Origin of the sequence: Candidatus Paraluminiphilus aquimaris, assembly GCF_026230195.1 — a bacterium.
Classification (GTDB): domain Bacteria; phylum Pseudomonadota; class Gammaproteobacteria; order Pseudomonadales; family Halieaceae; genus Luminiphilus; species Luminiphilus aquimaris.
On record NZ_CP036501.1, the window covers coordinates 396,266 to 422,905 of the forward strand.

Consider the following 26,640-nt stretch of genomic DNA (forward strand, 5'->3'; position numbering starts at 1 on the left):
CCTTAGCCCACAATTCGCTGCGTAAACCACCGACTCACGCCCATGCCAAATAATCGACTTACCCGGTGCCAAGTGCGGGTTGATGAGCCCAGGACGTGGTGGAGCGCACGGCGCTGCGTTAGCCCGTAGACAGCAGTGGCCACAGCGTCGGGTTTCATTTCCCACGTCATATTTTCAATGTGGCGAGGATCCAAAGAGCGACCCATTTCAGTGTCTATGACAGGCGGCTTAATGCAAGTCACATAAATATCGTCGTCTTCCCACTCAAGATTGAGCGCCTGCGTAAGTCCGTCTACATAGAATTTAGTCGCACTGTAGACCGCCAATAATGGAATGCCGTGAATGCTTGAGGCCGAGCAAAGATTAATCACCATGGCACCCTCCGTCGCTTTGAGTAGCGGATGCGCCGCACAGGAGACCATCGTCAATCCCGTTACATTGACATCGACCATCGCACGAATCTGGCTCTCGGAGTGGGTCATGATCTCCCCACCAGATAAAACACCTGCGTTGTTTACAAGCACATGTAACTGGCCTCCTGTCGCCTGTGTGAAGGTGGACAAGGCCTCGTTAATCGACGCGCTATCGCGAACGTCGCAAAAGCCCGCGACTGCGTGTTTAAACTCGGGGTGCGACAGTAACTCTTCGCAACGCGCTGCGTTGACATCAAATAAACCAACTTGATAACCCTCACGCGCAAATTGGCGGGCTATGGCGAGCCCAATACCCTGCGCAGCGCCCGTAATAAATGCTGTTTTCATGCCTCACTCCATTCTTGTTGTTATGTTCTGTGGGATGCGAACCCAACGCTTTGGTTAGTAGATCATGGATAGCGTGACAGCCCAATCCCAAAAAGAATTTGCTTCCCAGCCACTCAAAAAGTGCTAATACTGCGGGCATAACTCAAACGATATCTGCACTATGAAATGGCCACATCTCGGCAATGCTATTCCACAGCGAATCCAACCGATTAGAGCGCTAATTGGGCGAACAGTCTTTAAGCTCACGGGGTGGAAGCTGGTTGGCAACCTTCCGAATGAATCAAAATTAGTCATAGTGGCCCTGCCCCACAGCTCCAACTTCGATTTCATTTTGGCGCTATCGGTCATTTGGGGCTGGGGGCTTAAGATCAACTTCATGGCGAAACACACCCTGTTTAAGTTCCCTCAGGGCCTTTTCTTCAGAGCGGTTGGAGGTATTCCCGTTGATCGTCGATCCGCACACGGATTGGTGGAAAAAATGACGCATGAATTCAACTCGCGATCGTCTTTGATCCTTGGTATTGCGCCGGAAGGCACACGTAACAGCGATGGGAGCCTCAAAGCGGGCTTCGCGCGAATCGCCAAAGCAGCATCGGCGCCAGTGGTTCCTATCATCGTCAATTACAAGACGAAAACGCTCACGTTAGGGAACCTCGTATCGGACCTGAGTGATGTTGACGGCATTATCGAAGCGGTAAAAGCGCAAGGGCTGGGTGGTCATCGACGGGCACCTGCACGGCTGTAACGCCGCCCGCAACGCCGCCTCAGGCTTTTGGTTTTGAATGACAGAGGGGATGCGTTGACCTGTGAGTGCGAGAGCTTGCCAGTTCAAACACAAGCGCGTGATCGCAGGCCGTGGACCCATGGCCGAATAGCACGGGCCTATCTTGCTCTGAAAAAGGGGATACAGTAACAGGGGTAAAGCGTCAGTTATTGAGAAAGACCACCTAAAGAGGGGGTCCTTCAGCTTGGGAGAACTTGGTTATGAAGAAAGTGTGCCTAATTATCGGAGCGGGGGCCGGTATTGGTGGTTCGGTCGGCGCAAAGTTTGCGGCGAATGGCTACCATGCAGCGCTTTGTCGCCGAAGTGATGCTGATGGCCTGCAACATCTAGTCGATGGCATTGAGTCAAATGGTGGCTCTGCTTCCGGGCACCTGCTCAATGCCGTTGAGGCTGGCGCCATCGAGAAATTGGTCGAAGAAGTCGAGCAAATTGGCCAAATTGAAGTGGTACTGTTTAACCTTGGTGCGCAAATCGGCAATCGATCACTCGAGGGAACCGCCCTCAAAACCTTTGAACTTGGATGGCAAATGGCCTGTATGGGTCTATTTCGACTCGCCAAAGCGGTCATCCCGGCGATGGAAGCGCGCGGCAAGGGCACCATCCTAGTCACATCAGCCACAGCAGCCGTGCGAGGAAATGCAGGTCAGCATTCTCATGCCGCCGCCATGGGCGGTAGACGAATGCTCTGCCAATCGTTGAACGCAGAATACGCATCTAAGGGCATACATGTTGCCCATATCATCGTTGATGGTGCAGTGGACGCCCCCGACACACTGGGCAAGATGTTAGGTGCTGAAATGTTTGAAAAACTGCGTGAAACCCGAGGGAAGGAACACGACGGACTGCTCTTACCCACCGAGATGGCGGAAACCTATTTCCACATTGCGCATCAGCACCGATCCGCTTGGACACACGAGCTCGACCTGCGCGCCTATTCAGATTTAGCATGGTGGAATCATGCACCGTGAGATCTGATGCATCACTAACAATAATAACAGGAGAAGTGATATGACGCTGACCGTAACACCCTCTGGGCAAGCCTGCGGTGCTCGCATTGAGGGCATCGACCTAACGCAAGACCTTAACGCGTCTCAGATTGAAGAGCTCAGACAGCTATGGCTCGAGCACAAGGTCATTGCGCTCCCTAATCAGTCACTGGCGCCTGAAGATCTCGAGCGGGTAGCAAACTATTTTGGCGAAGTCGGTGAGGACCCCTTTTTCGGGCACATCGATGGCTACCCCAATATATGTGCGATCCAACGTGACGCAGATGAGAAAACACCGATCTTTGCCGAAATTTTCCACACTGACTGGAGTTTCATGCAAATACCGCCAGCGGGTACTGCACTGTTTGGCATCACGATTCCACCGCATGGTGGAGACACATTATTTGCAGACCAAGTGAAAGCTTACGAGGACATGCCTGACGCGCTACGCGAGAAAGTTAAGGGCCTGACGGCTATACATTCTGCGGCACTCGGTTATGCGCCAGACGGCGCCTACGGAGATAACGATCAAGCCAGTGGGCGCAGTATGCAGATCAAGCCCAGCGAAAAGGCACGTGAAACCTGCCCCCACCCCATGGTGCGAACGCATCATGAAACAGGCACCAAGGCTCTATTTTCGTCGGCAGCCTATATTCAAAGTTTTCAAGACATGTCCCTTGAGGCGTCACAAGCACTCGCCATGGAGCTTTACGCTCATCAAACGCAAGAGAAATTTCAGTACCGACATAAATGGGAGAAGGACATGTTGGTCATCTGGGATAACCGTTCGTTACTCCACTGCGCAACTGGCGGATTTGATGGCTATGACCGCTTGCTTCACCGCGTAACGATTGCGGATACAAAGTGGTAGGCAAGGGATAAAACTAATGACGATGGATGCATTTCTAGAACGCCTTGCCCACGCTATCAGAGACAACGCCACGCTCCCGGAATTCCCGCCTGGCGTCACCTTAGATGAGGCTTATCGCCTACTACCCAAACTTACTGAACGCGTTTCGAGCCACCCTCACGTGGGCCTGAAAGCGGGTCTAACCAACGTCGACTTACAGCAACTCTTTTCTCTAGAGGAACCCCTCCTGGGCCTGCTTTATGACTCTTGCGAAATCCGGCCAGGCGATGCCATGCCTTTCTCGCCACATCGACTAATCGAGTGTGAAATGTGCGTCACTTACCAAGCCGATGGGCGCCCGATTGCTGTTGGCCCGGCCGTAGAGTTTGTCCGTGTGAAGTTTGCAAGACCCGAGGATATGACACCGGGCAACCTTACCCTCTGCAATTTAGGGGCTGACAAATTTATGAAAGGTGAGATGACTGCCTGGGAAGACTTTGATTTTGACGCATTGGGAAACCTTGAAATTGTGGCAACACGCGACGGCGAGACCTTACTCAAAACCACGCCACTGGAATCACTCGGCGGGCCTGTAACGGCTCATGAGTGGTGCATCGGGAAAGCCAAATCGCTAGGGTTTACGCTCCCTCAGAACGGCATTCTCCTTGCCGGTACAAACGGATCAGCACTCCCTGCTGAGCCTGGAAATTATGACGTGCACTATGGCCACCTTGGGACCGTTAGCTTCTCTATTTCAGCCACTTAATCTCAGCAACTTCGTAACCTCAGTCACCTCATCGTAGCCACTTAGCGTCCCGGTCGGAGGGCGCAATGACTCATTTAGAGGTGCCTATGGTTCATAACACCCGAGTATTACGGTCGCGTCGTCGCGTCTCCGACGGTTACTGGCTATGTGTTGCCACAAGTCTGCACTCAAACACGACACTCCCTTATGTCCAGATAGCCTTTGACTGGTAGGACCGGCGTTTTTTAGGTTAACTAGCGAGCACATAAAATAATTCAGCAGGCCGGTTTCATGAGTTCAGTTTTATCAAAGCCGATGGTGAGACGCGTTGTCGGCGCCTTAGCAGTGGGTAGCGTCCTTTCGTTGGTAGCCTGCAAAGAGCAAGGAAGCGCTTTACCAATACCCAAGTACACAGCAACCGTCACAAAAACCGAGTTTGGCATACCGCACATCACCGCTGACTCGTGGGGGTCCTTAGGCTTCGGCGAGGCCTACACCGCCGCTGAGGATCAGCTCTGTAATATGGCGCTAGCGCTCGTGCAGGCGCGCGGCGAAAGTGCCGCCGCATTTGGTCCAGGGCCAAGAAACCGCAACGCAAGTCGCGATATCGTAGTTAAAGCCCTTGGAATATCAGAGAAAGCTGAGACGGCGCTAAACCAACAGGCACCCAATATTCGGCAATGGATAAAGGGTTACACGGCCGGCTTTAACCAGTATGTCACTGAGCAGCAAGGGAATTACGGCTCTTGGTGTGATCAAGCCGACTGGGTGAGGCCTGTCACAGCGAATGAGTTCATGGCGCAGTATGTGACTTTGGTCCACACCCTGCCTCGCATCGCAGGCGCCATCGTTGCTGCAGCGCCACCTGCAAAGACACTCTCTTTTCAGTCGCCCCCGCCCAGCGAACCCGACACGAGAGATATACACATAGCCGCTCTGCGCTCAGCACCCAGCCTGTCCAACACACTCACCGACATGAAACTGCGTGATATGGGTTCTAACGCTTGGGCAATTGCGGCAGAGCGCTCTGAAAATGGTAAAGGCCTTCTGCTGGCTAACCCTCACTACCCTTGGTATGGCATCGCGAGATTCTGGGAAAAGCACCTCACAATTCCTGGTGTCTATAACGCCTACGGCGCGGGACTTATTGGAGCGCCGGGTGTCGCGGTTGGCTTTAACGAGGCGCTGGGTTGGTCTCATACGGTGTCGAATTCCAAACGCACTGTCGTTTACCAACTCACCCTAAACCCCGAAAACCCGAATCAGTACCGCTTCGAAAATGAGTGGCGTGATCTGACATCTGCCGAGGTCAACATCGCCATCAAGACAGAGCAGGGGCTTGTAGAGAAGGCACATACCGTCTACTTCTCGCATCACGGCCCGATGATGGCGCTTCCTGGACTCAGCGATAACCCAATGACCGCCTTCGCCGTGCGAGACGCGAATGCTGAGAACATTCACACCTTCGCGCAGTGGCAGGCTATGGGAAGTGCGCAGAGCATGGATGCGTTCATCGATGCCCACCGTCAACACAACGCAATGCCGTGGGTAAATACGATTGCTGCCTCCAAGGATGGCCGCGCGGTTTACATCGATAACTCCAATGTCGGGGCGCTCAGCGAAGAGGCGATCGCCACTTGGCACAACACCCTAAAAGCGGTTCCTAAGTTGCAATACCTTTTCCTGTCAAAGGGCCTGGTCATCTTAGACGGTAGTAAAGCGGTGAACGAGTGGCTCGAAACAGACTCGCCCGTCCCTAATACGGAACCCTTCGAGCGACGCCCTCTTATCGAAAGCGAACAGTATGTTTTTAATTCAAACGACAGCTACTGGCTTAGCGACCCTGATAAACCGGCAGCGTCCCTGTCCCCTCTCTACGGCCCCACGATGACGCCACGCAGTGTTCGCACGCGAATGAATATCGCTTTGCTGCGATCTGACAGCGACTATGGTTACGCGGGTGATGATGGAAAATTCAGCCGGGCCGAAATGCAAAACGCCCTATTCAGCAACGATAGCCTCACCGCGGCGATGCTTCTCCCTGAGCTGCTTGACGCCTGTCGCGCTGACCCAGTTCGGGATGTGGACGGAACCACCGTAGATCTCCTCACTGCTTGCAACGTGCTTGATAACTGGGATCGACAGTTCAACAGTGAGTCACGTGGCGCGGTATTGTTCCGAGAGTGGATCACTCGCTACCCCTACGATGAAACCTATTTGGGATCATCTTTATTTAAAAACGGTTTTAACCCAGCGGCGCCTGCCACCACGCCCTACGGGCTTGCTGACTCAGACCAAGCCTTGGATACACTAGCGCAGGCAGTCGTACTGTTAGGCGGCGAAGGCATTGCACTCGACACCGCCCTGGGGAATTTGCAAATTGGGCACCGACTTGACCGTCAGTACCCTTTACATGGCGGCAATCGATACGAGGGTATTGCCAACCTCCAAGTATCAAATTCGCCAGGCAATAACCCGACGGAAACGCCTATCTTTACGGGCAGTGAAAACTTCATTGCGGGCAGCAACAGTTTGTCCGAGACGGGCTACAACGTGGTTCATGGCTCTAGCTTTATCATGACCTTGGGCTGGGGTGATGACGGTCCAAAAGCCGAAGCGCTACTGTCTTACTCTCAGTCAGGCGATCCTAATTCTCCGCACTTTGACGATCAGACTCAGTTATACGCACAAAAAGCTTGGCGTCCGATTCGCTACACGTTGGAAGATATTCAAGCGAACGCTGTATCAACCCGGATTGTTAGCTCCGCTGAGTGAAAAAAGCCCGCAATAGCGGGCTTTTCAATTTCAAACCAATCTTAGTCCGGTGCCTTCGATAGATCTTCACGGATAAAGCGTGAGGCAATCATATAAAGAACGCCCGAAATAAACATAGCGGTTGGAACGATATACATCATGGCGTAACGCAGGGAGTCCGTACCGTGTTGATCGACCATTAAATCGCTCACCAAACCAACGGTGGTAGGTCCCATACCGAGCCCAATAATATTAAGAATGAAGAACAATAATGCTGACGAAACCGCACGCATCTTAAGCCCCACCATGCCATGAACAGAGGCAATCGTTGCGCCAAGGTAAGCGTTGGCCAGGACCGACGGAATCACCATACATAAAAGTGCCGTGTAAGGACCGTCTACCCAGAACGTGCTAATTTGTAACGGTACAGAAATCGCGCAGGCACAAACCGCCACCCACATATACCAACGCTTGTCATCCTTGCCTAACTTGTCTGCCAAGACCCCAGAACCAAAAACACCTATCGCACCACCCACGCCAATAATCAGTGCCAACCATGTACCGAGCTCTCCGGTCGGCATCTCGTGCGTGCGGATCATGAAAGACGCCACCCAGTTTGCCGTGCTATAGCCCGCGAAGGCGTTCATCGCAGCGCCCAGTGCCATAAAGATGAAGGAAGGACGGCTTACGAGCAGCTTAAAAACTGCCAGCATTGTCGGGTTGTCACCGCTGGTTACACGATTTTCTGTAAGCCCACGAATGGGTTCGGGTACCGTCAAATAAAGGATTGTAGCAAGAATGACACCCGGAACCCCCACCACGAAAAAGGCGATTCGCCAGCCAAAAAACTCATTGAGCCAGCCTCCAAAAAGGAAACCAAAAAGAATGCCAATACTGATTCCGGTTGAATAGAAACCGATGGCACTGGCTCGCTTATCTGGCGGAAACATATCGGAAATCATTGAGTGCGACGGCGGACTGCCGCCAGCCTCGCCAATGCCCACGCCTACGCGTGCAAGCAGTAACTGCCAATAGTTTTGAGCGAGACCGCTTAGCGCGGTCATACCACTCCAAATCGTAAGTGAGATCGCCACGATGTTTCGGCGATTGCTACGATCGGCCAAGCTCGCGATGGGGAGACCGGCAAATGTGTAAAAGAGAGCAAATGCAAAACCAGTGAGCAGACCAAGCTGCGCATCGCTCAACATTAAGTCGGCTTTAATCGACTCTTGCAGGATCGACAGAAGTTGCCGGTCGATAAAGTTGATGCTGTAAACGAGGGTAAGGATACCGAGCGCGTAATAGGCAGCTTTCGTTGAGCCGTACGGGTTGGTTACGGATTGCTCCGCTGAATTAGTATCTGTCATTGGTTACCACTATTTGAATTATGTTTTGCGGTGAACGCTCAATGAGCCGCGTTCGTGACTTAAAGCTACACTAACATCGCATTGGTGGACCAGCGTTAATACTTAAAACAGGAATGGGCGAAGACGAAAATAACAACACGCTCGTTCTTGTGACCCGCAGACAAGCGATGATAGCCGCCGGGCATAGGCCCGTTGCTTAATTACCCCGCTGGCGCTCTAGAAGCCGAAAGAAAGGGTAGCCGAGAGCGATCAAGGCGAGCGTTAAAGCGAGCTGAATAGGGTATTGAACCGCCGTGTAAAGCACAGTCCAGCCTGTAATCGTCAAGAATATAATTGCGGGGAGAGGGTAAAAGGGAATCGTGAATACGGATTTAGCGTCGTCGTGGCGACGGGCGCGACTAATAAATAAAGCCATCACGGTGAAAAGCGTATTCGTGGCCATAACGAGTCCGGCAAATAGCAGTATTTGCTCGAAGGTCGATGTCCAAAGAAAAATAAGTGCCACAACACCCATCAATATAATGGCGTTGCGGGGTAAGCCATGAGAATTGATAGCGCCTAACCAACGTAATCCACGGTAATCCTCACCCAACCGCTGCAGCGCGCGAGGGCCAGCCATAACCATGGCGCTCACGGTTGATATCAAAATGCCAGAGAGCAGCAGAGAGACGACGAACGCTCCCCCTGAACCCAGCACCTCACCTGCGACTATGTAGGCAATCTCGACCTCTCCTGATAGGTCACCCAGCGGTGCCGATGTTAAGAAAACCGTGTTTAACATTACATAAACGAGAGTTACCACCGCACAGCCCACAACAAGCGCTCGAGGTAAGTCGCGTTGCGGCTCCTCCAACTCACCCAAAATATAGGTTGCCGCGTTCCACCCCGAGTAGGCGTAAGTGACATAGATAAGTGCCACAGCGCCCGCGCCGGTTGCAACTTCGCCTACATCCAGAAGTGAGACCAAGGGTAGCTGCTGCGGATATTGACTCCCAACGAGCCACGCTGTCGCAATAAAAAGAATAATCAAAGCCAGCTTGAGCAGGGTGAGCAGAACCTGACCCCGAGAACTTTCACGGTAGGTCCGAATATGGAGGGCCACCATTGCGAGAATCAGCAGGCTCGCCGTTACTTTCGGTGGCGCTTCGGGAAAGGCAGTCGCCAAATACGCACCGAAAGTGAGTGCCGCCAGAGCAATCGGCGCCGCAAAGCCGACAGTGGCTGACACACCGCCAGAGAGGAAACCTGCGTAGGGGTGAATCAGCTCCGATAAGAAATGGTATTCGCCGCCCGAGCCGACGTGGTGTGCGCCAAGCTCGGCGTAACAAAGGGCGCCGCACAATGCGCAGAGACCACCGAGTACCCATAGCCACATAATAGCGCCCGTTGATTCGATGGCTAACAACTGGAACCCCAACGAGGTAAAGACACCGGTCCCGACCATATTGGCAATCACCACAGCCGTGGCAACATTGACCGAATAACCGCCTGTCTGCGACATATGTGACGAACCTAAATAAGCTGGAAAATAGTGCGATATGACACGCTGGCAAGCGGACCGCAATCACAGCGCTATAATCTAACAGGTATGTTCGCAGCTGACATAAATGAGGATCTATCGTGCGCATCGCTCTTTTCTATAACCGCGATATTTACGCCCACCTAGCGCTTAATTTATTAACGTTAAAACTAAGTGAGCACTCACTTGGATTTTTTTATTCTGAGCATGTTGGCACGAAGGTCGAGCGTGATAATCGACTGCAAAAGTTAGCGGAATTTGAGAAATCATTTGATACGCTGCCCGGAAACTCCTTCGAACAGCTCGCTAAATCTGCTAACAGTTTTGAAAATGCTATAACCGACATAAACGGCGTTGACGCTGAAAAACTCACTGACTTTAAACCCGATCTGGTGGTCAGTATTCGTTTCGGACAAATTTTTCAGGCATCTACAATTTCAATTTCTCGATTGGGTGTCATTAACCTCCACTCGGGACTGCTTCCTGACTACAAAGGTGTCATGGCGAGCTTTTGGTCATTACTTAATGGCGCGTCAGAATTGGGAACAACGCTCCATTGGATCACTGACAATAAAATAGACTCTGGCGAGATAATTTCGCGTTGCACACAGCCCGTTCGACACGGACTCACTTATAGCCAGCAAGTCCGCGCGCTCTATGAGCCGGGTGTCGAGCAGATAGTCAGGGCCCTCGGTGATATCGAGTCGCTCGCAAAGCGACAAAAAAAGAACCTCCCCGACGGCCATTACTACAGTTTTCCAGAACCCAAGCACTTAGATGCTTTTGAAGAGAGCGGATGGAAACTTTACTAAACGCTTTGATCGAGGGCGCGCGAAGTCGCTACCCGACGGCACCAAGACCCTGCCCTTCCCTCATGAGTCGACAAAGCAAGCCTTGGCTGTCTTCCCTCTTAGTCCTTTGCGGATTCGACTGACTTACGTTTCGCTCTACACTGGGCACCTCCGAACAGATATTAACTTTGAGGCCATAGACAATGCGCACATCTCTGCAGCGAATGCTCACTGCATTTCTTACCACCCTTTCCATGACCGCACTTTCTAACGCGAGTGTCGCCGACGATCTGCTGATCACGGGCACGATTTACACGGCCAACGACGACTCGCCTATCGTGGAGGCCGTGGTTGTCTCTAATGGCCGCTTTAGCTACGTGGGTTCTCTAGAGGGAGCCCGCCTGGCTGCAAGCGGGCCGGTTAAGGAGATAGAACTTGATTCGCGAATCGCCTACCCCGGTTTCATTGAAAGCCATGGTCATTTATCCAGCCTGGGCGAATCTATAACCAACCTCGACCTCAATGGCGTAGACAGCTACCAAACCATTGTCGGTATGGTTGCCGATGCAGCTGCCAAAGCAGCGCCCGGACAGGTGATCAAGGGACGTGGCTGGCATCAAAGCAAGTGGCAATCACAACCTAAAATAACCGTCGATGGCTTTCCCACCCACCGGTCCCTTTCTGAGGTAAGTCCCAATAACCCGGTATTTTTGGGGCATGCAAATGGACACTCGGCGCTCATCAATCAAGCTGCGATGGACGAGATCAACCTTAGCTTTACCACGACGCCACCCGAGGGGGGAGTGATCGTAAAGGATACAAGAGGAAACCCTACGGGCATCCTGCACGAAAATGCGATTGACCTTGCCTACCCCCTCATCGCGCTATCGGTTGATTCCGCCAAGGCCGCCATCTTGTCCGCCCAACGTCACGCATTTCGCTGGGGAATCACCAACTTCCATGACGCTGGCGCGGGTAAAACCGATATCAAAGCGCAGCAAATGCTCAATGACTCCGGGGACCTAAAGCTTCGGGTATACACCATGGTGAGTGCGCAAGATGAAGCACTCTCGGACTATTGGCTCGCCAGAGCACCCTTGATTGCCAAAGACGACTCTCGTTTGACCATCCGCTCCTTCAAAGCCGTGATGGACGGCGCTCTCGGATCTCGCACGGCCTGGCTTCATGCGCCGTATACCGACGATCCAGGCACCTCGGGCGTGCAAACTTTCGACGAAGATCGCTTAATCGACATAATGAAGCGGTCGGTTAAGTACGGCTGGCAAATCAACACACACGCTATTGGCGACAAGGCAAATACCGTCGTATTAGATGCCATTGAGGCCGCGCAGCTGGCGCCTTACGACCATCGAGCTCGAATCGAGCATTCTCAACATTTAATTTGCTCAGACATTAACCGCTTTGCTGACTTGGGTGTCATTGCATCTATTCAAACCATACATATGAGTTCTGACAGACCTTGGGCCATTGACCGACTGGGTCAAGAGCGGATTGAAACGGGGGCGTACATATGGCGTGATCTTTTAAACGCAGGTGTCCACCTTGCAAACGGCACTGACGTACCTGTTGAGCCAATAAATCCATTGGCGAATTTCTACGCAGCGGTGGCAAGAAAGACCCTCAAAGGTACACCTGAGGGTGGTTTTGAGTTAAGTCAGCGCATGACCCGCGAGGAGACACTGAAATCGATGACCTTGTGGAATGCCTTCGCAGGATTTGAGGAAGACCAACTTGGCTCCATTGAGGTCGGTAAACAGGCCGATATAACCGTACTTGACCGCGACATTATGACCGTAGAGGAGTCAGATATTCTCTCTACCAATGTTGCGATGACCATTGTTTCAGGTGAGATCGTTTATGAAGCTCCTTGACCTTGTTTTAGGCACAAAAAAAACCCGCCTAATGGCGGGTTTTCTCTTAGAGGTTCAACTCACTTAGAAGTTGTAACGACCTTGTACATACCAGCTACCACCGTTAAAGCCGAACGGGCTATCTTCTGGGTAAAGCTGGCCTACACCGCCTGCACCTGGGTTGCGATCAGGATACTCATCAAAGAGGTTATCCACACCGAACGTGAGCTCAAGCTCTTCAGTTACCTGATAAGCAAGCTGCACATCAAGCATTGTCGTTGAACCAACGCTGTAGCCATTGCTAGTCGATGTCCACGCGCCGTAGTAGTTCGCACGAACAAGCGCTCGGATATCACCAATTTGGTGGTTCCACGCAATGTTACCTTTGAGGTTAGGAAGCTGATCTTCCAGCGCTTCAACACGGCCATCAGAGATGGGGTTGATAGATCCACGGCTGTCGACAGACGTCTCATTGTAGTTAAACGCAAACGTTACGGTTGAAGCACCGCCCATCGCATCAAAATCTACACTACCGACAAGATCAAGGCCTTTTGTGGTCGTACCAAAACCGTTTGTGAAGAAACGGAATTGAGCAAGATCATCCAAACCCAAGAACTGCTGACGATCGATCGTGCCGTTAGCGTCGAGCGCAGTTAACGCTTCGCCTACTGAGCTATAGCTTCCACCGGCGGTGTCAGCGAACTCAAGTGCAGCCAAGAAATCAACGTTAGCACCGAGTGCAATACGATCTTCAACCTTGATGTTGTAGTAGTCCAGCGTGAACGACCAGTTGTCTACGTCGACTGCGATACCAATTGAGTAGTTATCAGCATCTTCGGTGCCCAGTGTTGGACGGCCGTTGCCAGCGCTCTCAATGAAGTCTGCCGCCAACTGACCTGCTGCAGAGAAGAATGGCAGCGTGCCCTGATCAACTAGCACACCGTTCACGTTCTGTGTTGTAACGTTGGTAATGCTGGCCTGACCTGATGTAGGCGCGTGGAAGCCCGTAGAACGTGCCGCACGAATGCGAACGTCATCGCTTAAACGATACACACCTGCCAACTTGTAGTTGGTGGTTGTGCCAAAGGCACTGAAGTCTTCGTAGCGCGCTGCAACTTGCAACGTCAACGCATCAGTAACATCCGCTTCCAGGTCAACAAAGTAAGCCGTGCTGTCCTGAGAGGCCGACGTGTCGTTAGGGAAGCCACCAAAGCCGTTTGAGCTTGATGAGAATCCTTGTGATGACAATGGACCCAACGCATAAGACGCTGCATCACCTGCGAAGAGGTCAAACTCTTCTTCACGGTACTCAGCACCAAAGGCAACGTTAAGGTCTGAGGCAAAGCCTGCGTCAACTGACTTAACGAAGTTCAAGTTGTAGACCGTCTCTGTCTGCTCCTGACCACCTGGGACAAAGTCACGCGGTGTATTTGGACCCAAAGACGCATTCACAGTGTTGCGAATGAAGTAGTCAGTGCGGTTTGAACCACGCTGCGCACTTAGGTCATAAGAAACGCCGCCCATGAGATTTGAATCACCACGGATACCAACAGCGATTGCTGAGTCTTCGTTGTCGCCACCAAAACGGGGGACGAAGCCCGAAGGAATCGTTTCAATGAACGAGAAGCAGTTAGCGTCAGCCGTTACAGAAGCCAAGAAGCCTGCATCAGGGATTACGCCATTGCCGGGCAATGGGATACCGTCAATACAGCTGCTTCCACCGTCCATGTCACCAACGAGAACCGATGCTACGGCATCGTCCGCGTCAGATGCCATACCCGTGAGAGGGTCAACACGTGGTCCACGATAAACACCACCGCGCTGACCGCCGCCGCTGCCGTTACCAACAACGTTTCGGTAGAAGAAGCCACCGGTGACCGTTCGCTCGCCGTAGTTACCAAAGGCATAGAGCTCAGTAGAGTCATTCAGCTCATAAGCGGCATTGAAGAAGATTTTGTTATCGTCTTCGACGTCTGGCTGGCCCCAGTATTGTGGCGCTTCGTTTGTGTAAGAGTTGATGGTGCGGAAGTCAGAGACTGGCGCGTAACCACCTGCAATACCCGCGAGGACGTCGCTTCGGACAACCGATCGCACAGTTCCTTCAACATCGCGAACTTCACCCGTGATATTGATGAAACCGTTGTCGCCCAGTGGCAGACCAAGGTTGGCAGAAACCATGTAGTTGTTGCCGTCGCCTTCGAAGGTTGATCCATAGCGTGTAACAACTTCAAGGCCTTCTGCGTCGTCGCGCAAAATAAAGTTCATTACGCCCGCAATGGCATCCGAACCGTATTGTGATGATGCGCCATCACGCAACACTTCAACTTGCTTAAGCGCAAGCGAAGGAATCGCTGAAATGTCCACACCTTGTGCGCCATCGGAAATACCACCACCGAGGAACGAAATAACAGAACCGCGATGACGGCGCTTGCCGTTAACGAGCACTAACGTATTGTCTGGAGACAGACCGCGCAGGTTCGCAGGACGAACGATTGTCGCCGCGTCACTAATAGGCTGCGCATTTACGTCGTATGAAGGAACCGACGTTCGCAACATGTCTTGGATGTCAGTTGAGCCGTTGTCACGGAACTCTGAACCAGTAATAACGTCAACAGGAACGGGCGAGTCTGCCGCAGAGCGGTCAGCTACACGAGTACCTGTAACGATCACTTCCTCAAGGTCGCTATCCTGAGCAGTAGCTTGGAGGGGAAGCCCCATCGCTACAGGGACGGCTAAAGCCAGTATTGCCAGCTTTTTACGTGGGAAATATGTATTCACAATCATTCTCCTTTAGAGATTCATGATGTTTCGGAGTGGCAACTCCACCTCCGACAACCAACGTAAAAGTAATTGGACAAAAAATTTGTCAAATTAGTTTTGCATTGCGGGTTATCGAATGCGCGAAGTTACAGAAAAGTGACAAACGTTACCAGCATTTTGATGTCGACTTTTCACACAGGTAAGAAAAGCAGCTTGGACAGCTACGAGACGGAAGTCGCCGTGTAACCTCAACTAACGGTCCTTATCTCCCCCAGCGAACAGGCTGGAGGGGGGCCGGCAGTGTAATTAAGCGTCTTCTTTTTCTTTCCAATAGGCGGATACGGTTTGTGCGCCGAAGTCAGCAATCGTATTAAAAAAGGTGTCGGGATCGCCATGGCGCATCTGCGCTAAGCCCATCTCCATCTCTTTCGCATAAATGTATTCGGGCGTATCCGAATTAACCGCCTCCCAAATGCAACGTGCGCAATCCATTGGATCATCGCCCGCGTCGATGACCGAATCGGACATGCCGCGCTTGGAGCCATCGCCCGTCAAGGCGTTGCGCGAGACATCTGTCGCAACCGAACCTGGAAGAATATTGGTGACTTTTATGTTATGGCTGCGATCGACTTCGGTTCTCAGTGCATCCATGTAGCCGATAAGGCCAAACTTCGCTGCCGAGTAAGCCGTTCTCAACGGCGCACCAATACGACCTGCGACAGAGCTGATGGCAATAATATGACCGCCCCCCGCGTCAGCCATGCGTGAGAGTTGCAGCTGCGTCAGCCAAATCGGTGCTATTAAGTCGACGTTGATAAGGTCGGTGTATACCTCGGGGTGCGCATCGATCGCCAAGCACCGCTGGCTAATACCTGCGTTATTGACTAGCACATCGACTCTGCCCTGCCACGCCCACGCCGCATCCACTTTCTCAGCAAGTACGGCATAGTCAGTCACCTCAAAAGGTAGTACTAAGCAATCCACCGGTAAGGCTTGGGCTAATGCCTCGAGCGCCTCTACCCTGCGCCCAGATAAGATAAGTTTCGTATTCTGCGCGGCGGCTGTTGTAGCGAGGGCTTTGCCGATACCCGACGAGGCGCCGGTAATCCATATGACCTTATTTGCTAACTCTGTCACGTACCTATTCCTTATTGTTGTTAACAACTGAAACTGTACTCAATCTAAAGACAGAGATCAGCTTAAGTTTTGTGTTTGCGACATAACGAATGCTCATGGGGTATGCCCCTGTCTCACAAGCGGGGATATCATGAAAACCGCTCCAACTAACGCGTGGTTAAGACTGTCTGGGTCCAGACTGCGTATAGTTATCTTGATACCAAGGAAATTTACATGTCAGACCAAAGACCCCTCGCAGGATTGCGTGTTATTGAGTTAGGGCAACTTCTTGCTGGCCCCTTCACCGGAACCATTCTCGGCTATTTCGGCGCCGAGGTAATCAAGGTCGAACCGCCTACCGGCGATCCCATTAGACAGTGGCGTGAAGTCAAAGATGGCACGTCACTTTGGTACCACTCACTTGCGCGGAACAAAAAAAGCGTGACGCTCGACCTCAAGTCCGAGCGAGGTAGGGCACTCGCCTTCGACCTCCTGTGTAAGGCCGACGTCGTGGTTGAAAACTTCAGACCCGGGCTAATGGAAAGCTGGGGCTTGGGACCCGACAAGGTCAAAGAAAGTAACCCGGGCGTCATCTACGCGCGAATATCCGGCTACGGGCAAACGGGCCCGTTTGCAAGCAAGCCCGGCTATGCCTCAGTTACTGAAGGCTACGGGGGCTTCCGGTATATTAATGGTGAACCCGGTAAAGCACCGGTGAGACCCAATATATCGATGGGCGATACCTTGGCCGGCATTCACGCGGCACTTGGCGTGGCCCTAGCCATTATCCAGCGCCACCAATCGGGAGAGGGTCAGGTGGTGGATGTCGCTCTCTACGAATCCATTTTCAACCTTCTTGAGGGCATTGTTCCTGAGTTTGATGGAGCAGGCGTCGTACGTGAGCCGTCAGGTACCACCATCACGGGCATCGTTCCGACGAATACCTATTTATGCAAAGACGGCAAACACGTTGTCATTGGCGGCAATGGCGACAGCATCTTCAAACGCCTAATGACCGAGGCTGGTCGACCCGATATCGCGGCGGATCCAGAGCTTGAGCACAACCCCGGTCGAGTGGTGCATCAAGAGCGGATCGATAAGGCGCTATCTGAGTGGTGCGCAACCCACAACTCGTCTGACATTATCGACAAATTGGAAGCAGTTCGTGTGCCCGTTGGCCCTATATATAGTGTCGAGGACATGCTCGCCGATCCTCACTACAACGCTCGCGGCATGTTTGAGACCGTTGAAATAAATGGTGAGCCACTAAAAATTCCCGCCATCATGCCCAAGCTATCGCGCACGCCCGGGGAGACTATGTGGCCCGGTGCGGCCATAGGCGAGCACAATGAAGAGATTCTGGGTGGGTTACTGGGCTTATCTGATGAAGAGATTGCAGGTCTGTAGGGTACCCTGGCTTAGTAAAGCGCCTCACGGATGAAGGCCACAAAACGAATGCTGATAAAAAAGGGGGCTAATAAGCCCCCTTTTTTGGATCCGTGTTTTAGATCCGTTGTGCAGCTAACCCCTAAAAACGATAGCTGAAGTCAAGACCATAGCCCCTCAGTGCTGAGGGGTGGTTAAAGGTTCCACCAAACTCGGGTGCCGGAATGACTTCCTGAAGGTACTTCTCATCCGTCAGGTTGCGACCCCATGCGGTGAGGGTCCAGTCCGCCGCTTCAAGGCTTATACGCGCATCAACTGTCGAGTAGGCGTCACGCGCCGACTTCGAAAAGTCTTGATTGAATCCCGGTGCAAAGAACGCATTCCAAATAGTGGGAGTTTGCTCGCCCTGCAGTGTGTGGAAGTGCGTCTCACCGACATATTGGTAGTCGACGCGTGCGACGAGATCCATGCCGGAACCTACCGAGCTCACCCACTCAACGCCTAAGTTACCGCTGCTATCGGGCGCCTGCGGAACGTCGTTCCCGACTGACAGAGGACGATTTCTATTCTCTTCGATCTCTGAGTTAAGGAAACCTGCACCACCGTAGACTGTGAGGTTCTCAGTCATTGCGAATGATGCATCGATCTCGAAACCACTAATGGTGAGTTCGTCGATCGTTGTTACCGTCCTCAGGAGACCAAAGGGACCTGCAAAGAATTCGAAGAACTGGTTGTCTTCCACATCAGTGCGGAACGCCGCACCGTTGATTCGAACGCGACGGTCCATGAATTCTGCTTTAAAGCCGACTTCAATCGACGTCGATACTTCTTTGTCATAGTCGTCCGTGATTTGGAGCTGAGCATCAACCGCCTCACCGGGACCGCCAAATCCTGAATTGAACCAGAAGTTCAGCGTGTCACTCGTACCGACACTGTTAAAACCACCCGACCGGAAACCGACCCCGTAAGATGCATACCAATTCATCGCATCGGATGCTGCCCAGCTAAGTGTGACTTTGGGTTGGAACTGATTGAAATCAGCGCTTCGATTGGGAATCGACCCCCCCGCTAATGCAGGGTTAATCGGGAGAGGTGCAAACGTTGCTGGATCAACAAGGTTCACATTCAGACCTGAGTTAGTGACGTTAGGCACCTGGTTATCGACACTGCGCTCTTCGCGGTCGTATCGGCCCGCCACAGCAAGTTCAAGGGTATCCGAAAGATCCCACTCTACCTGACCATAAAGGGCTGTAACGGTCGTATCAAACTTGTCCCAGAACAGCAGATCAGTGGGGTTCGGACCCGAGGCCGGCACATAGGGCTGGCGCAAGAATCCATTCCCCGTATCCGCGCCGTAGGCAACCACGACTTCACGATCAATCTCCGCCCAATAAACACCGCCGATCCAGCGCGGTCCTGTCTCGTTATTGGAGACTAAACGCACGTCGATACTCATATCTTCTTGGTTTCGCTCTTGGTACTGGTAACCGTCGCAAGATGTCGGCGTATAAGGTCCGTAAACACCCGCAAAATCATTCGCAGGATCACCCGACGGTAATACCAGGAACGGCGCAGCAGCCGGCCCGAACAGGTCAGGACGCGCAAAACTGTTCAACGTCGCACGATCTTCCTGACACTGTGACGTAAGTTCGTAACCGTAGAACGTCGCAGACGTTCCATCAGACAGGAGGTACTCCTCCAAATCGGTGTAAGCAAAGCTCGCTACAAGGTCCATACCGTCCATGCTGTAGTCTGCTTTTACGGAGAAATCTGAGGTCTTCTGCTCGTTCTCACCCGGGACATTGAAGGTAAAGTTGAAATCAAGATCGTTGGGGTCAGCGAAGAAAGCAGGGCTGCCGAATGCCGCCTCAAATGCGGGAATGGCAAAGGCCGCGTTGAAGTTAATGGCACCACCACTAACGTCGGTGTATCCGGCACGGAAATCGAGCTCTAAGTCATCACTGACATTCCATACAAGGCGTCCGCGAACACTTGTATCTTCGAGGTAATCAACCGTTCCCTTTTCGCCCGTAAAGCTGTTGCTGTAGAAACCATCGGTTTCGCGTGTGCTTACCGCAATTCGACCGGCTGCATCCTCACCAACAGGGCCACTGACAACGGCACGCGCCTTGAAACTGTTATTGTTCCCAATGCCTACAGCAACCTCTGCCTCTGGCTCGTCGCTGGGCTTTTTAGTGGTGACCAAGATTGCGCCCGACACGGCATTTCGCCCGTAAAGCGCTCCCTGCGGGCCCTTCAAAACTTCGATTTGCTCTACGTCGAACATTTCTTCGTTAAAGCTGTTTGGGTTAGTGCTCAGCACACCATCAACCACGTAAGCAAACGTAGACTCAGCGTCTCGCGTAGAGACGATTCCTCGGATACTGACTTGGGTATCACCAACGTTGGCCGTATCGACCAGCGTCACGTTAGGAATCAAGCTGATGTAATCACCGGCGCGCTCAATGCCTGCGCGATCAATCGTTGTGGCATCAATAGCGCTAATTGCGATAGGTACCTCTTGAAGGTTTTCTGCACGCTTTCGCGCCGTAACCACAACTTCTTCTATGACAAAGCCTGAATCTTGTGACAGCGCAACAGGTGTTTGAGTGGTTGCTGTTACGGCCAAAACGGCCAGGAACAGCGGTGATTTTTTGTTCAACATACGTTGACTCCTTTCTTGTTTTACCGCTTGCGCGGCTTTCTTCATTTGCACAGACCGACGCTCAGACAACGAAGCCGATCTTCAATTGCACCTTTTATACGCACCAACTCAAAAAGTGGGTGCAACGGGCGCAGACATATGTGTCTCCGCTTCACAGCGACTGCGTAATTCCTCCACGGTGCCGCCGCGATTAAACAGGGGGATCTCACTTCGCTCAGCAACCAATGTTTGACGCATCGCATGAGTGGCATCGACATTTACCTCGCCACCCTCAATGACCACACCGTAACGTTGCGCGCCGGCCTCTGTTACCAGACCTCGGTCCACATCGGTCTTTACGAGTTCAGGGTCGCGGGCATAAGGGTCGCCCCAGCCGCCACCACCCCACGTATTGAAGTAGAGGATATCTCCCTCTTTGACCTTGATTCCTTCAACCTTCGCCGGGAGCCACTCTTCGCTGCCGTCGGCGCGCACTAAACGTTTCGTAGAGCGTCGACCTGTCTCACCCCCAAGCACACCCCACGGGTACGTTAACCAGCGTTCGTCGTGTACACCGATCTGCCCATCCGCCAAGAATCGGTAGGCGACCGATAGGCCGTTGCCTCCGCGGTGCAAACCGGCCCCGCCCGAATCGGGAATCGTTTCATACCGCTCGATTCGCAATGGGAAGTAAGACTCAATAAATTCGTTAGGTACGTTGGTGAACCCGGGCCACAAGCTGTGCCCGTCAGGCCCATCTCCGACTGGACGACCCGGAACCCCGCCAAAGCCAATCTGGAAAAGCTGAAACCACTCACCCTTCTTGTCATAGCCGCTGTAGAACAAATGCGGTGAGTCAGAAAAGCCCGCAGCATTGAGCATCATTTCTGGCGCACCCATGCCCAGCAATGCTCCCAAGATATCGAATATTCGTCCGAGCGCATGAGTTCGCCCCGAGAGTGCAGCTGGATACTTTGGCTTTAAGAGAGTCCCTTCAGGGATCCGCACATCAACGAGGTCATAAAAACCATCATTAAAGACAATTTGGGGGTCGACCACGTTGATAGTGAACGAGCCAAAGAACATTTTGAACATGTCTTCGTTCAAGAAGAAATTCACTGAGCTTTGCGCCTGTGGGTCAGTCCCCGCGAAGTCAAAAATCGCTTTGTCGCCCTCGCGCCACAACGTGCATTTGATCTTGTAGGGACCCATGCCCATACCGTCGTCACAAATGTAATCCTCGAACTCGCGAGGCTCTTCTGGAATGAACATGCCAATGATGTGCTTCATGGCGTCGTAGTTACGCTGAAGCATGGTATCCATAGTGGAATACAAAACGTCATCGCCGAATCGTTCTGCCAGCTCAACCACACGCTTGGCGGCGGTATTGCAGGCAGCAACCAGCGCGTTCAAGTCGAATCGGTTCCACTGCGGTGTTCGGACGTTGTGCAGAATCAGCTCCAAGAGGTCTTCCTGAAGAACACCTTTCTTGTACAGCTTAGTGGGCGGAATACGGATGCCTTCTTGGAAGATGGTTGTCGCCTCAATTGGAATCGAGCCCGGTACCATACCGCCGTTGTCTGACATATGACCGAACATCGCAGACCACGCAATGTGTCGACCATTCCTGAAAATAGGCACCAAAACCACCCAGTCCGGCAGGTGAGAAACCGCGGCATTACACAGGTAAGGATCGTTGGTAAGGATGATGTCACCCTCTTCGATTTCGGCGTCGTAAGCGCTCAAAAAGGGGCCAATGAATGAGCCGAACTGCCCCACCACCATTTTGCCTTCGACGTTGGCAATCATTGGGAAGCAATCGCCCTGCTCGCGAATACCGGGAGACATGGCCGTCCTAAACAAAACGGCGTCCATCTCCTCGCGGGCATTGCGCAGTGCATTTTCAATTAAATCAACCGTCACACCGTCGACCTCGACCGACTGAAGCGCTTGGTTATTGGTCTGAATAATCGTTGCTGTCATTTCGCGTCTCCCGATTACGCAGGTTGGATGAGCAAGTTGCCCACCGCGTCTACTGTTGCTGAATGGCCGGGTAAGACGACCGTTGTTGAGTCCATCTCGGAAACGATCGCCGGCCCGGCGACCACATCGTCAGCCCCAAGGCGCCCGCGGTCATAAATGCCAGCCTCGTGCCAATCCCCCTCGTAGAAGAATCGGCTCTGATGAATCAGTGCAGAGCTGACATCACCCAACCCCTTGGGAATAGAGATGTCGGCTTTCAAGGTAACCGATGCTCCGACAACGGCGCGGATCATCAAAATCTCGTGTCCATCGCCAAGCTTGAAGGTGAAGAGCTGCTCGTGCTCGCCATCGAATTGATCCGTGAGTACAGCGACGCCCTTTGCTCTGAGTTCGGCCTCGGTGAATTCGACGGTAATCTGGAAAGCCTGACCGGCGTAACGAAGATCTGCCTGGTAGGTAACCTCTAAACGATCCTCGTCGATGCCATCCTCAATCAAGGATTCGCTGGCGCGCGCTTTGAGCGTCAGTAAATCGTCCGCCAGCTTATCGGCCGTGAGATCCGATGCCATTGTGATGTAGGTCCGCGCCGCCTCATCCTGCACGCGCGTGGTCGCATCGCCGTAAGCACACAGAACACCGGGACCCGGCGGAACAATCACCGGCCAGGCCTCGGTCAGAATACCCAAGGCATTCGCATGTAGCGGGCCTGCGCCACCAAAACCCACCAACGCAAAGTCGCGAGGGTCGTAACCTTGCTCGACGGACACCAATCTCAGCGCACCAAACATAGATTCGTTAACAATCTTGATGATGCCCTCCGCCGCCGCCATAAGGTCGACTCCCATGGCGTCGGCGACGCTCTGAACTGCAGCAACCGATGCATCTCGATTGATCTGCATATCGCCCCCCAGTTGCACATCCGAGGGCAAATAACCGAGAACCACGTTTGCATCACATACAGTTGGGGCCTCGCCACCCTTCATGTAACAGGCAGGACCAGGCACTGCGCCCGCGGACTCAGGGCCCACCCGCAATGCTTTCGTTAATTCGGGGACGAAGGCAATCGAACCGCCACCTGCGCCCACAGTGCGAACATCAACCGACGGCGCACGAACCCGCACATCACCCACGAAGGTCTCTCGTCGAACCCGGGCGCGACCGTTTTGAATAAGCGCCACATCGGTAGACGTACCGCCCATATCAAAGGTCAAAATATTGCTAAAGCCCGCCTTGGTACAGAAGAACAAGGCGCCGGTAACGCCGCCCGCTGGGCCTGACATCAACAGATTCACAGGTGATTCTGCAGCGGCCCGACTCGATGCCAGACCTCCATCAGAGCGAAGAATCGAGAGCTGGGTGTCATTGCCCAAGCGCTCGTTCAAGGCGCCCTGAAGGTTATTAACGTAGCGGGCGACTTCGGGACGGACGTAACTATTTACCACCGTCGTCTCCGTACGCTCGTACTCCTGCATTTCCGGCACAACTTCGCTTGAAATGGAGATCGGAATATCAGGGTAGACTTCCTGTGCGATCTCCCGCGCACGTTGCTCATGCTCTGCATTGATATAAGCGTTGATAAAGCAAATCGTTAACGCCTCAATGTCATCAGCCATTTCTAGTCGCAGTGACTCGCGCAATGCGGCCTCGTCAAGCTCTCTGACAATGCTGCCATCGGCGGCAATACGCTCGTTCGCACCAATCGTGAGTTCAAGTGGTGCCAACAAAGGCTTTTTTACGAATGTCACCCAGCCGCCCAGACCGCCAGGGCAAAACGAGCGCGCGACTTGGAGCGTGTCTTCAAAGCCCGATGTCGTCATGAGACCCACCTTGGCCCCGCGACCTGTCAGGACGGCATTGGTTGCGACAGTTGTGCCGTGCATCACCAACTTAATATCTGCCGGGTCAATGCCGGACGAGTCGCAAATTTTTGCAACCCCGTTTAGCACACCAATCGACGAGTCCTCGGGTGTTGACGGCACTTTCGCCGTCTTGGTTTCACCGGTGTCCTCGTTTAGTAGAAGGAAGTCGGTAAACGTTCCCCCCACATCGACGCCAAGACGGTATGACATGTTGTTCGTCCTCTTATCTCGTTATTCAGTTGGCGATTTTCTGCCAGTTATTTGTAAGCCAATAGTGCGCTCGGCCGCCTTGCTGAGCGCCCATCATCTGAGTCAAACACTCGACACCCTGCAGAAGTGCCTCCAGGTCGATGCCGGTCGCAAGCCCTGAGCTTTCACACAGCATCACAACATCCTCCGTCGCAACATTGCCTTTTGCACCGGGAGCGAAGGGACAACCTCCCAAGCCGCCGGCGGAACTATCAAACTGTCGGACGCCGGCATCGAGCGCAGCGAAGACATTGGCGAGACCCATAGCTCGTGTATCGTGGAAGTGACAACCCAGAAGCTGAGGCCCGTATTGGCTGACAAGCTCGGACATCATCGACTTAACATCTCTTGGGTTGGCGGCGCCGATCGTGTCGGCAATGACTAATCGTGCAGGCTTATTGCGCATCAGCTCGCCCACCTGCTCTAGCACGGTGGATAAGGCAACCTTCCCCTCATAGGGACATTCAAAGGCAACGGCCAAATAGGCGTGGATCTCGACATCGTCGTCCTGTGCCCGTGCCAAAATATCGCCCGCCATGGCGAATGTATCGACGAGGCTCTTGCGAATGTTATTTTGATTCATCTGCTCCGTTGCCGACAGCACGATCGCTATCTGATCTATTCCCTCACGACGAGCAAGCTCATACCCTTTCATGTTCGGTGCGAGCGCACTGAACTTAGGGCCGGTTTTGGGGAGACTTCTCGCCAGCTCGTCGGTTCCTGCCATCTGAGGGACCGCTTTGGGTGATACAAATGAACCAATCTCGAGCTCGGGAACGCAGGCCTTCGCCAAGGCTTCGATCAGCTCACGCCGCTGGTCAAGCGTAATTTCGACTGACTGCGCCTGCAGCCCGTCTCGTGCCGCAACTTCTTTGATCGTCACTCTGTCCGTCATGAGCCATTATCCGAGAAATTTATTAAATCCACGCGCCGAGTTTTTCTCATTTGAATCAGCGTATGTATGCAATTTTAAGAATATGTATGTCTACTGTGTTTGTACCGTCCTGACCAGCTAACGGATCGAAAATGACCCTACACAACTTAGTCATTTTGGCCGAAGGCAAGCTGCAGTTGACCCGTCGACATGCCGTCCATTTTGAGATCGACAACTCGCCAACCCGAAATACCCTCCCTAACTTCAACACTCTCATCGAATGAGTACACTCCATCGCGGGCGGGTCGCTCTGTTTGAGCAACACCCAAAGACAAGAGAAATAAGCCCTCACCTCGCTCACGAAGCTGCCGCATCGGCTCACCCTCTGCAACAGGCTGAACCAATACAAGCCAAGAGTCTCCAAGTGAAAACCGTGAAGTGAGAACACCTCTGGAGGGAAGCGGTTCATCGATAAATTTCACATTGAATACGTCTCGATAACGTTGCTTGGCGGTTTCGATATCGCGCACTAATACGTTTACATGATGGATATGCGTCAGATCGAATTTCTCAGCCACAAAAGTATACCCCTTGTTTATCATTTGGCGTTCTGCGCCCACTCGATAACGCAGCACCGAGGGTTCACCGCCTTGATACGCATCGAGTTTGTCTTGCGACCTTTCTGCCCTACGTAGCATCATGTGTTTCTAGTTTCAAAGGAACGGCGCAATGACGAGCACACCGCGACAAGCACTTGCACGCCAAGCGCAGGGGTTGGGGAACCGTCCCGCCCTACTGATTGTCGATATGATTAACGGCTTTACGGACCCAGCCTGCCCTTTGGGGAGTGAAGCAGAGTCGGTTATCGATGCGAACAAGGTGCTCATGGCGGCTTTTCACGAGCGGAGTCATCCCGTCTATCTCACCAGTGTGGTCTACGATCGCGATGATCAAGCCTCGGTTTTTCGTGCTCGGGTGCCCGCCCTCAATCTTCTGACTCGTGGCTCACATTGGTGTGACATTGACTCACGACTCCCTGTGCATGCGTCCGATACCCTCGTTGAAAAAACCCATGCCAGCGCCTTTCATGGCACGGGACTGGCCGATCTCTTAACCCAACAAGGCATCGACTCGCTTGTCGTGACCGGCCTCACCACAAGTGGGTGCGTGCGTGCCTCTGCCGTCGACGGACTTCAGCACAATTTTAAAGTCGTGATCGTCGAGGAAGCGACGGGTGATCGCGACCTAGCGGCTCACAAGGCTAACTTGTATGACCTCAACGCAAAGTATGTTGACGTACTGCCCCTTGAGGAAACCTTGCAGCTACTCTGAAAGACCGAT

Annotated in this window: 19 protein-coding genes; 9 read left to right on the forward strand and 10 right to left on the reverse strand. The window is 52.9% G+C overall.

Features of this window, described 5'->3' with window-relative positions:
- Window positions 1–2 precede the first annotated feature (2 nt).
- Window positions 3–761, reverse strand: coding sequence for an SDR family NAD(P)-dependent oxidoreductase (locus E0F26_RS01750; protein ID WP_279242328.1), 759 nt, complete (start codon window positions 759–761; stop codon window positions 3–5).
- Window positions 762–921: 160 nt separating this feature from the next.
- Between E0F26_RS01750 and E0F26_RS01755 the strand changes: the two genes are divergently transcribed.
- The 5 genes from E0F26_RS01755 to E0F26_RS01775 all read left to right on the forward strand — a co-directional run bounded on the left by E0F26_RS01755 (window position 922) and on the right by E0F26_RS01775 (window position 6,901).
- On the forward strand, window positions 922–1,506 hold the full coding sequence (locus E0F26_RS01755) for a 1-acyl-sn-glycerol-3-phosphate acyltransferase (protein ID WP_279242329.1): 585 nt from the start codon (window positions 922–924) through the stop codon (window positions 1,504–1,506).
- A 239-nt stretch (window positions 1,507–1,745) separates the two neighbouring features.
- A complete protein-coding gene (locus tag E0F26_RS01760; protein ID WP_279242330.1) occupies window positions 1,746–2,513 on the forward strand; it encodes an SDR family NAD(P)-dependent oxidoreductase in 768 nt (255 codons plus the stop codon).
- 40 nt (window positions 2,514–2,553) lie between these two features.
- On the forward strand, window positions 2,554–3,402 hold the full coding sequence (locus tag E0F26_RS01765; RefSeq protein ID WP_279242331.1) for a TauD/TfdA dioxygenase family protein: 849 nt from the start codon (window positions 2,554–2,556) through the stop codon (window positions 3,400–3,402).
- A 16-nt stretch (window positions 3,403–3,418) separates the two neighbouring features.
- Complete coding sequence (locus E0F26_RS01770) at window positions 3,419–4,147, forward strand: hypothetical protein (protein WP_279242332.1); 729 nt, start codon at window positions 3,419–3,421, stop codon at window positions 4,145–4,147.
- Window positions 4,148–4,417: 270 nt separating this feature from the next.
- Entirely contained in the window at window positions 4,418–6,901 is a 2,484-nt protein-coding gene (locus tag E0F26_RS01775; RefSeq protein WP_279242333.1) for a penicillin acylase family protein, read from the forward strand.
- 41 nt (window positions 6,902–6,942) lie between these two features.
- Here E0F26_RS01775 and E0F26_RS01780 read toward each other — a convergent pair whose 3' ends face one another.
- On the reverse strand, window positions 6,943–8,247 hold the full coding sequence (locus E0F26_RS01780) for a spinster family MFS transporter (protein WP_279242334.1): 1,305 nt from the start codon (window positions 8,245–8,247) through the stop codon (window positions 6,943–6,945).
- Window positions 8,248–8,443: 196 nt separating this feature from the next.
- A complete protein-coding gene (locus E0F26_RS01785) occupies window positions 8,444–9,748 on the reverse strand; it encodes an APC family permease (RefSeq protein ID WP_279242335.1) in 1,305 nt (434 codons plus the stop codon).
- Between the two features lie 119 nt (window positions 9,749–9,867).
- Here E0F26_RS01785 and E0F26_RS01790 point away from each other — a divergent pair, with 119 nt between their 5' ends.
- Both E0F26_RS01790 and E0F26_RS01795 read left to right on the forward strand, forming a co-directional pair.
- Window positions 9,868–10,578: a formyl transferase gene (locus E0F26_RS01790; RefSeq protein WP_279242336.1), complete on the forward strand. Its 711-nt coding sequence runs from the start codon at window positions 9,868–9,870 to the stop codon at window positions 10,576–10,578.
- Between the two features lie 182 nt (window positions 10,579–10,760).
- The gene (locus E0F26_RS01795; RefSeq protein WP_279242337.1) at window positions 10,761–12,449 is read left to right on the forward strand and encodes an amidohydrolase; all 1,689 of its coding nucleotides are present in this window, start codon (window positions 10,761–10,763) and stop codon (window positions 12,447–12,449) included.
- A gap of 63 nt (window positions 12,450–12,512) precedes the next feature.
- Here the strand turns inward: E0F26_RS01795 and E0F26_RS01800 are convergent, their stop codons facing one another.
- Complete coding sequence (locus E0F26_RS01800) at window positions 12,513–15,206, reverse strand: TonB-dependent receptor plug domain-containing protein (RefSeq protein WP_279242338.1); 2,694 nt, start codon at window positions 15,204–15,206, stop codon at window positions 12,513–12,515.
- Window positions 15,207–15,494: 288 nt separating this feature from the next.
- Window positions 15,495–16,325 (reverse strand): SDR family NAD(P)-dependent oxidoreductase, encoded by an 831-nt coding sequence (locus E0F26_RS01805; protein WP_279242339.1) that lies wholly within the window; start codon window positions 16,323–16,325, stop codon window positions 15,495–15,497.
- A 213-nt stretch (window positions 16,326–16,538) separates the two neighbouring features.
- On the opposite strand from E0F26_RS01805, the gene E0F26_RS01810 reads away from it, so the two are divergent.
- Entirely contained in the window at window positions 16,539–17,711 is a 1,173-nt protein-coding gene (locus E0F26_RS01810) for a CaiB/BaiF CoA transferase family protein (protein WP_279242340.1), read from the forward strand.
- 121 nt (window positions 17,712–17,832) lie between these two features.
- Here the strand turns inward: E0F26_RS01810 and E0F26_RS01815 are convergent, their stop codons facing one another.
- The 5 genes from E0F26_RS01815 to E0F26_RS01835 all read right to left on the reverse strand — a co-directional run bounded on the left by E0F26_RS01815 (window position 17,833) and on the right by E0F26_RS01835 (window position 25,877).
- Window positions 17,833–20,355 (reverse strand): TonB-dependent receptor, encoded by a 2,523-nt coding sequence (locus E0F26_RS01815; protein WP_279242341.1) that lies wholly within the window; start codon window positions 20,353–20,355, stop codon window positions 17,833–17,835.
- 108 nt (window positions 20,356–20,463) lie between these two features.
- A complete protein-coding gene (locus E0F26_RS01820; protein ID WP_279242342.1) occupies window positions 20,464–22,317 on the reverse strand; it encodes a hydantoinase B/oxoprolinase family protein in 1,854 nt (617 codons plus the stop codon).
- A gap of 14 nt (window positions 22,318–22,331) precedes the next feature.
- Entirely contained in the window at window positions 22,332–24,386 is a 2,055-nt protein-coding gene (locus E0F26_RS01825; RefSeq protein ID WP_279242343.1) for a hydantoinase/oxoprolinase family protein, read from the reverse strand.
- Window positions 24,387–24,411: 25 nt separating this feature from the next.
- On the reverse strand, window positions 24,412–25,320 hold the full coding sequence (locus E0F26_RS01830; RefSeq protein WP_279242344.1) for a hydroxymethylglutaryl-CoA lyase: 909 nt from the start codon (window positions 25,318–25,320) through the stop codon (window positions 24,412–24,414).
- Window positions 25,321–25,466: 146 nt separating this feature from the next.
- Window positions 25,467–25,877 (reverse strand): VOC family protein, encoded by a 411-nt coding sequence (locus tag E0F26_RS01835; protein WP_279242345.1) that lies wholly within the window; start codon window positions 25,875–25,877, stop codon window positions 25,467–25,469.
- Between the two features lie 151 nt (window positions 25,878–26,028).
- On the opposite strand from E0F26_RS01835, the gene E0F26_RS01840 reads away from it, so the two are divergent.
- Window positions 26,029–26,631, forward strand: a complete 603-nt coding sequence (locus tag E0F26_RS01840; RefSeq protein WP_279242346.1) for an isochorismatase family protein — start codon at window positions 26,029–26,031, stop codon at window positions 26,629–26,631.
- Window positions 26,632–26,640: the final 9 nt, after the last annotated feature.

Bases quoted from the DNA above. Each gene is read 5' to 3' on its own strand.
- E0F26_RS01775 (WP_279242333.1), top strand. From the start codon at position 4,418: ATGAGTTCAGTTTTATCAAAGCCGATGGTGAGACGCGTTGTCGGCGCC.
- E0F26_RS01765 (WP_279242331.1), top strand. From the start codon at position 2,554: ATGACGCTGACCGTAACACCCTCTGGGCAAGCCTGCGGTGCTCGCATT.
- E0F26_RS01755 (WP_279242329.1), top strand. From the start codon at position 922: ATGAAATGGCCACATCTCGGCAATGCTATTCCACAGCGAATCCAACCG.
- E0F26_RS01770 (WP_279242332.1), top strand. From the start codon at position 3,419: ATGACGATGGATGCATTTCTAGAACGCCTTGCCCACGCTATCAGAGAC.
- E0F26_RS01795 (WP_279242337.1), top strand. From the start codon at position 10,761: ATGCGCACATCTCTGCAGCGAATGCTCACTGCATTTCTTACCACCCTT.
- E0F26_RS01830 (WP_279242344.1), bottom strand. From the start codon at position 25,320: ATGACGGACAGAGTGACGATCAAAGAAGTTGCGGCACGAGACGGGCTG.
- E0F26_RS01785 (WP_279242335.1), bottom strand. From the start codon at position 9,748: ATGTCGCAGACAGGCGGTTATTCGGTCAATGTTGCCACGGCTGTGGTG.
- E0F26_RS01815 (WP_279242341.1), bottom strand. From the start codon at position 20,355: ATGTTGAACAAAAAATCACCGCTGTTCCTGGCCGTTTTGGCCGTAACA.
- E0F26_RS01810 (WP_279242340.1), top strand. From the start codon at position 16,539: ATGTCAGACCAAAGACCCCTCGCAGGATTGCGTGTTATTGAGTTAGGG.
- E0F26_RS01820 (WP_279242342.1), bottom strand. From the start codon at position 22,317: ATGACAGCAACGATTATTCAGACCAATAACCAAGCGCTTCAGTCGGTC.
- E0F26_RS01780 (WP_279242334.1), bottom strand. From the start codon at position 8,247: ATGACAGATACTAATTCAGCGGAGCAATCCGTAACCAACCCGTACGGC.
- E0F26_RS01760 (WP_279242330.1), top strand. From the start codon at position 1,746: ATGAAGAAAGTGTGCCTAATTATCGGAGCGGGGGCCGGTATTGGTGGT.
- E0F26_RS01840 (WP_279242346.1), top strand. From the start codon at position 26,029: ATGACGAGCACACCGCGACAAGCACTTGCACGCCAAGCGCAGGGGTTG.
- E0F26_RS01825 (WP_279242343.1), bottom strand. From the start codon at position 24,386: ATGTCATACCGTCTTGGCGTCGATGTGGGGGGAACGTTTACCGACTTC.
- E0F26_RS01750 (WP_279242328.1), bottom strand. From the start codon at position 761: ATGAAAACAGCATTTATTACGGGCGCTGCGCAGGGTATTGGGCTCGCC.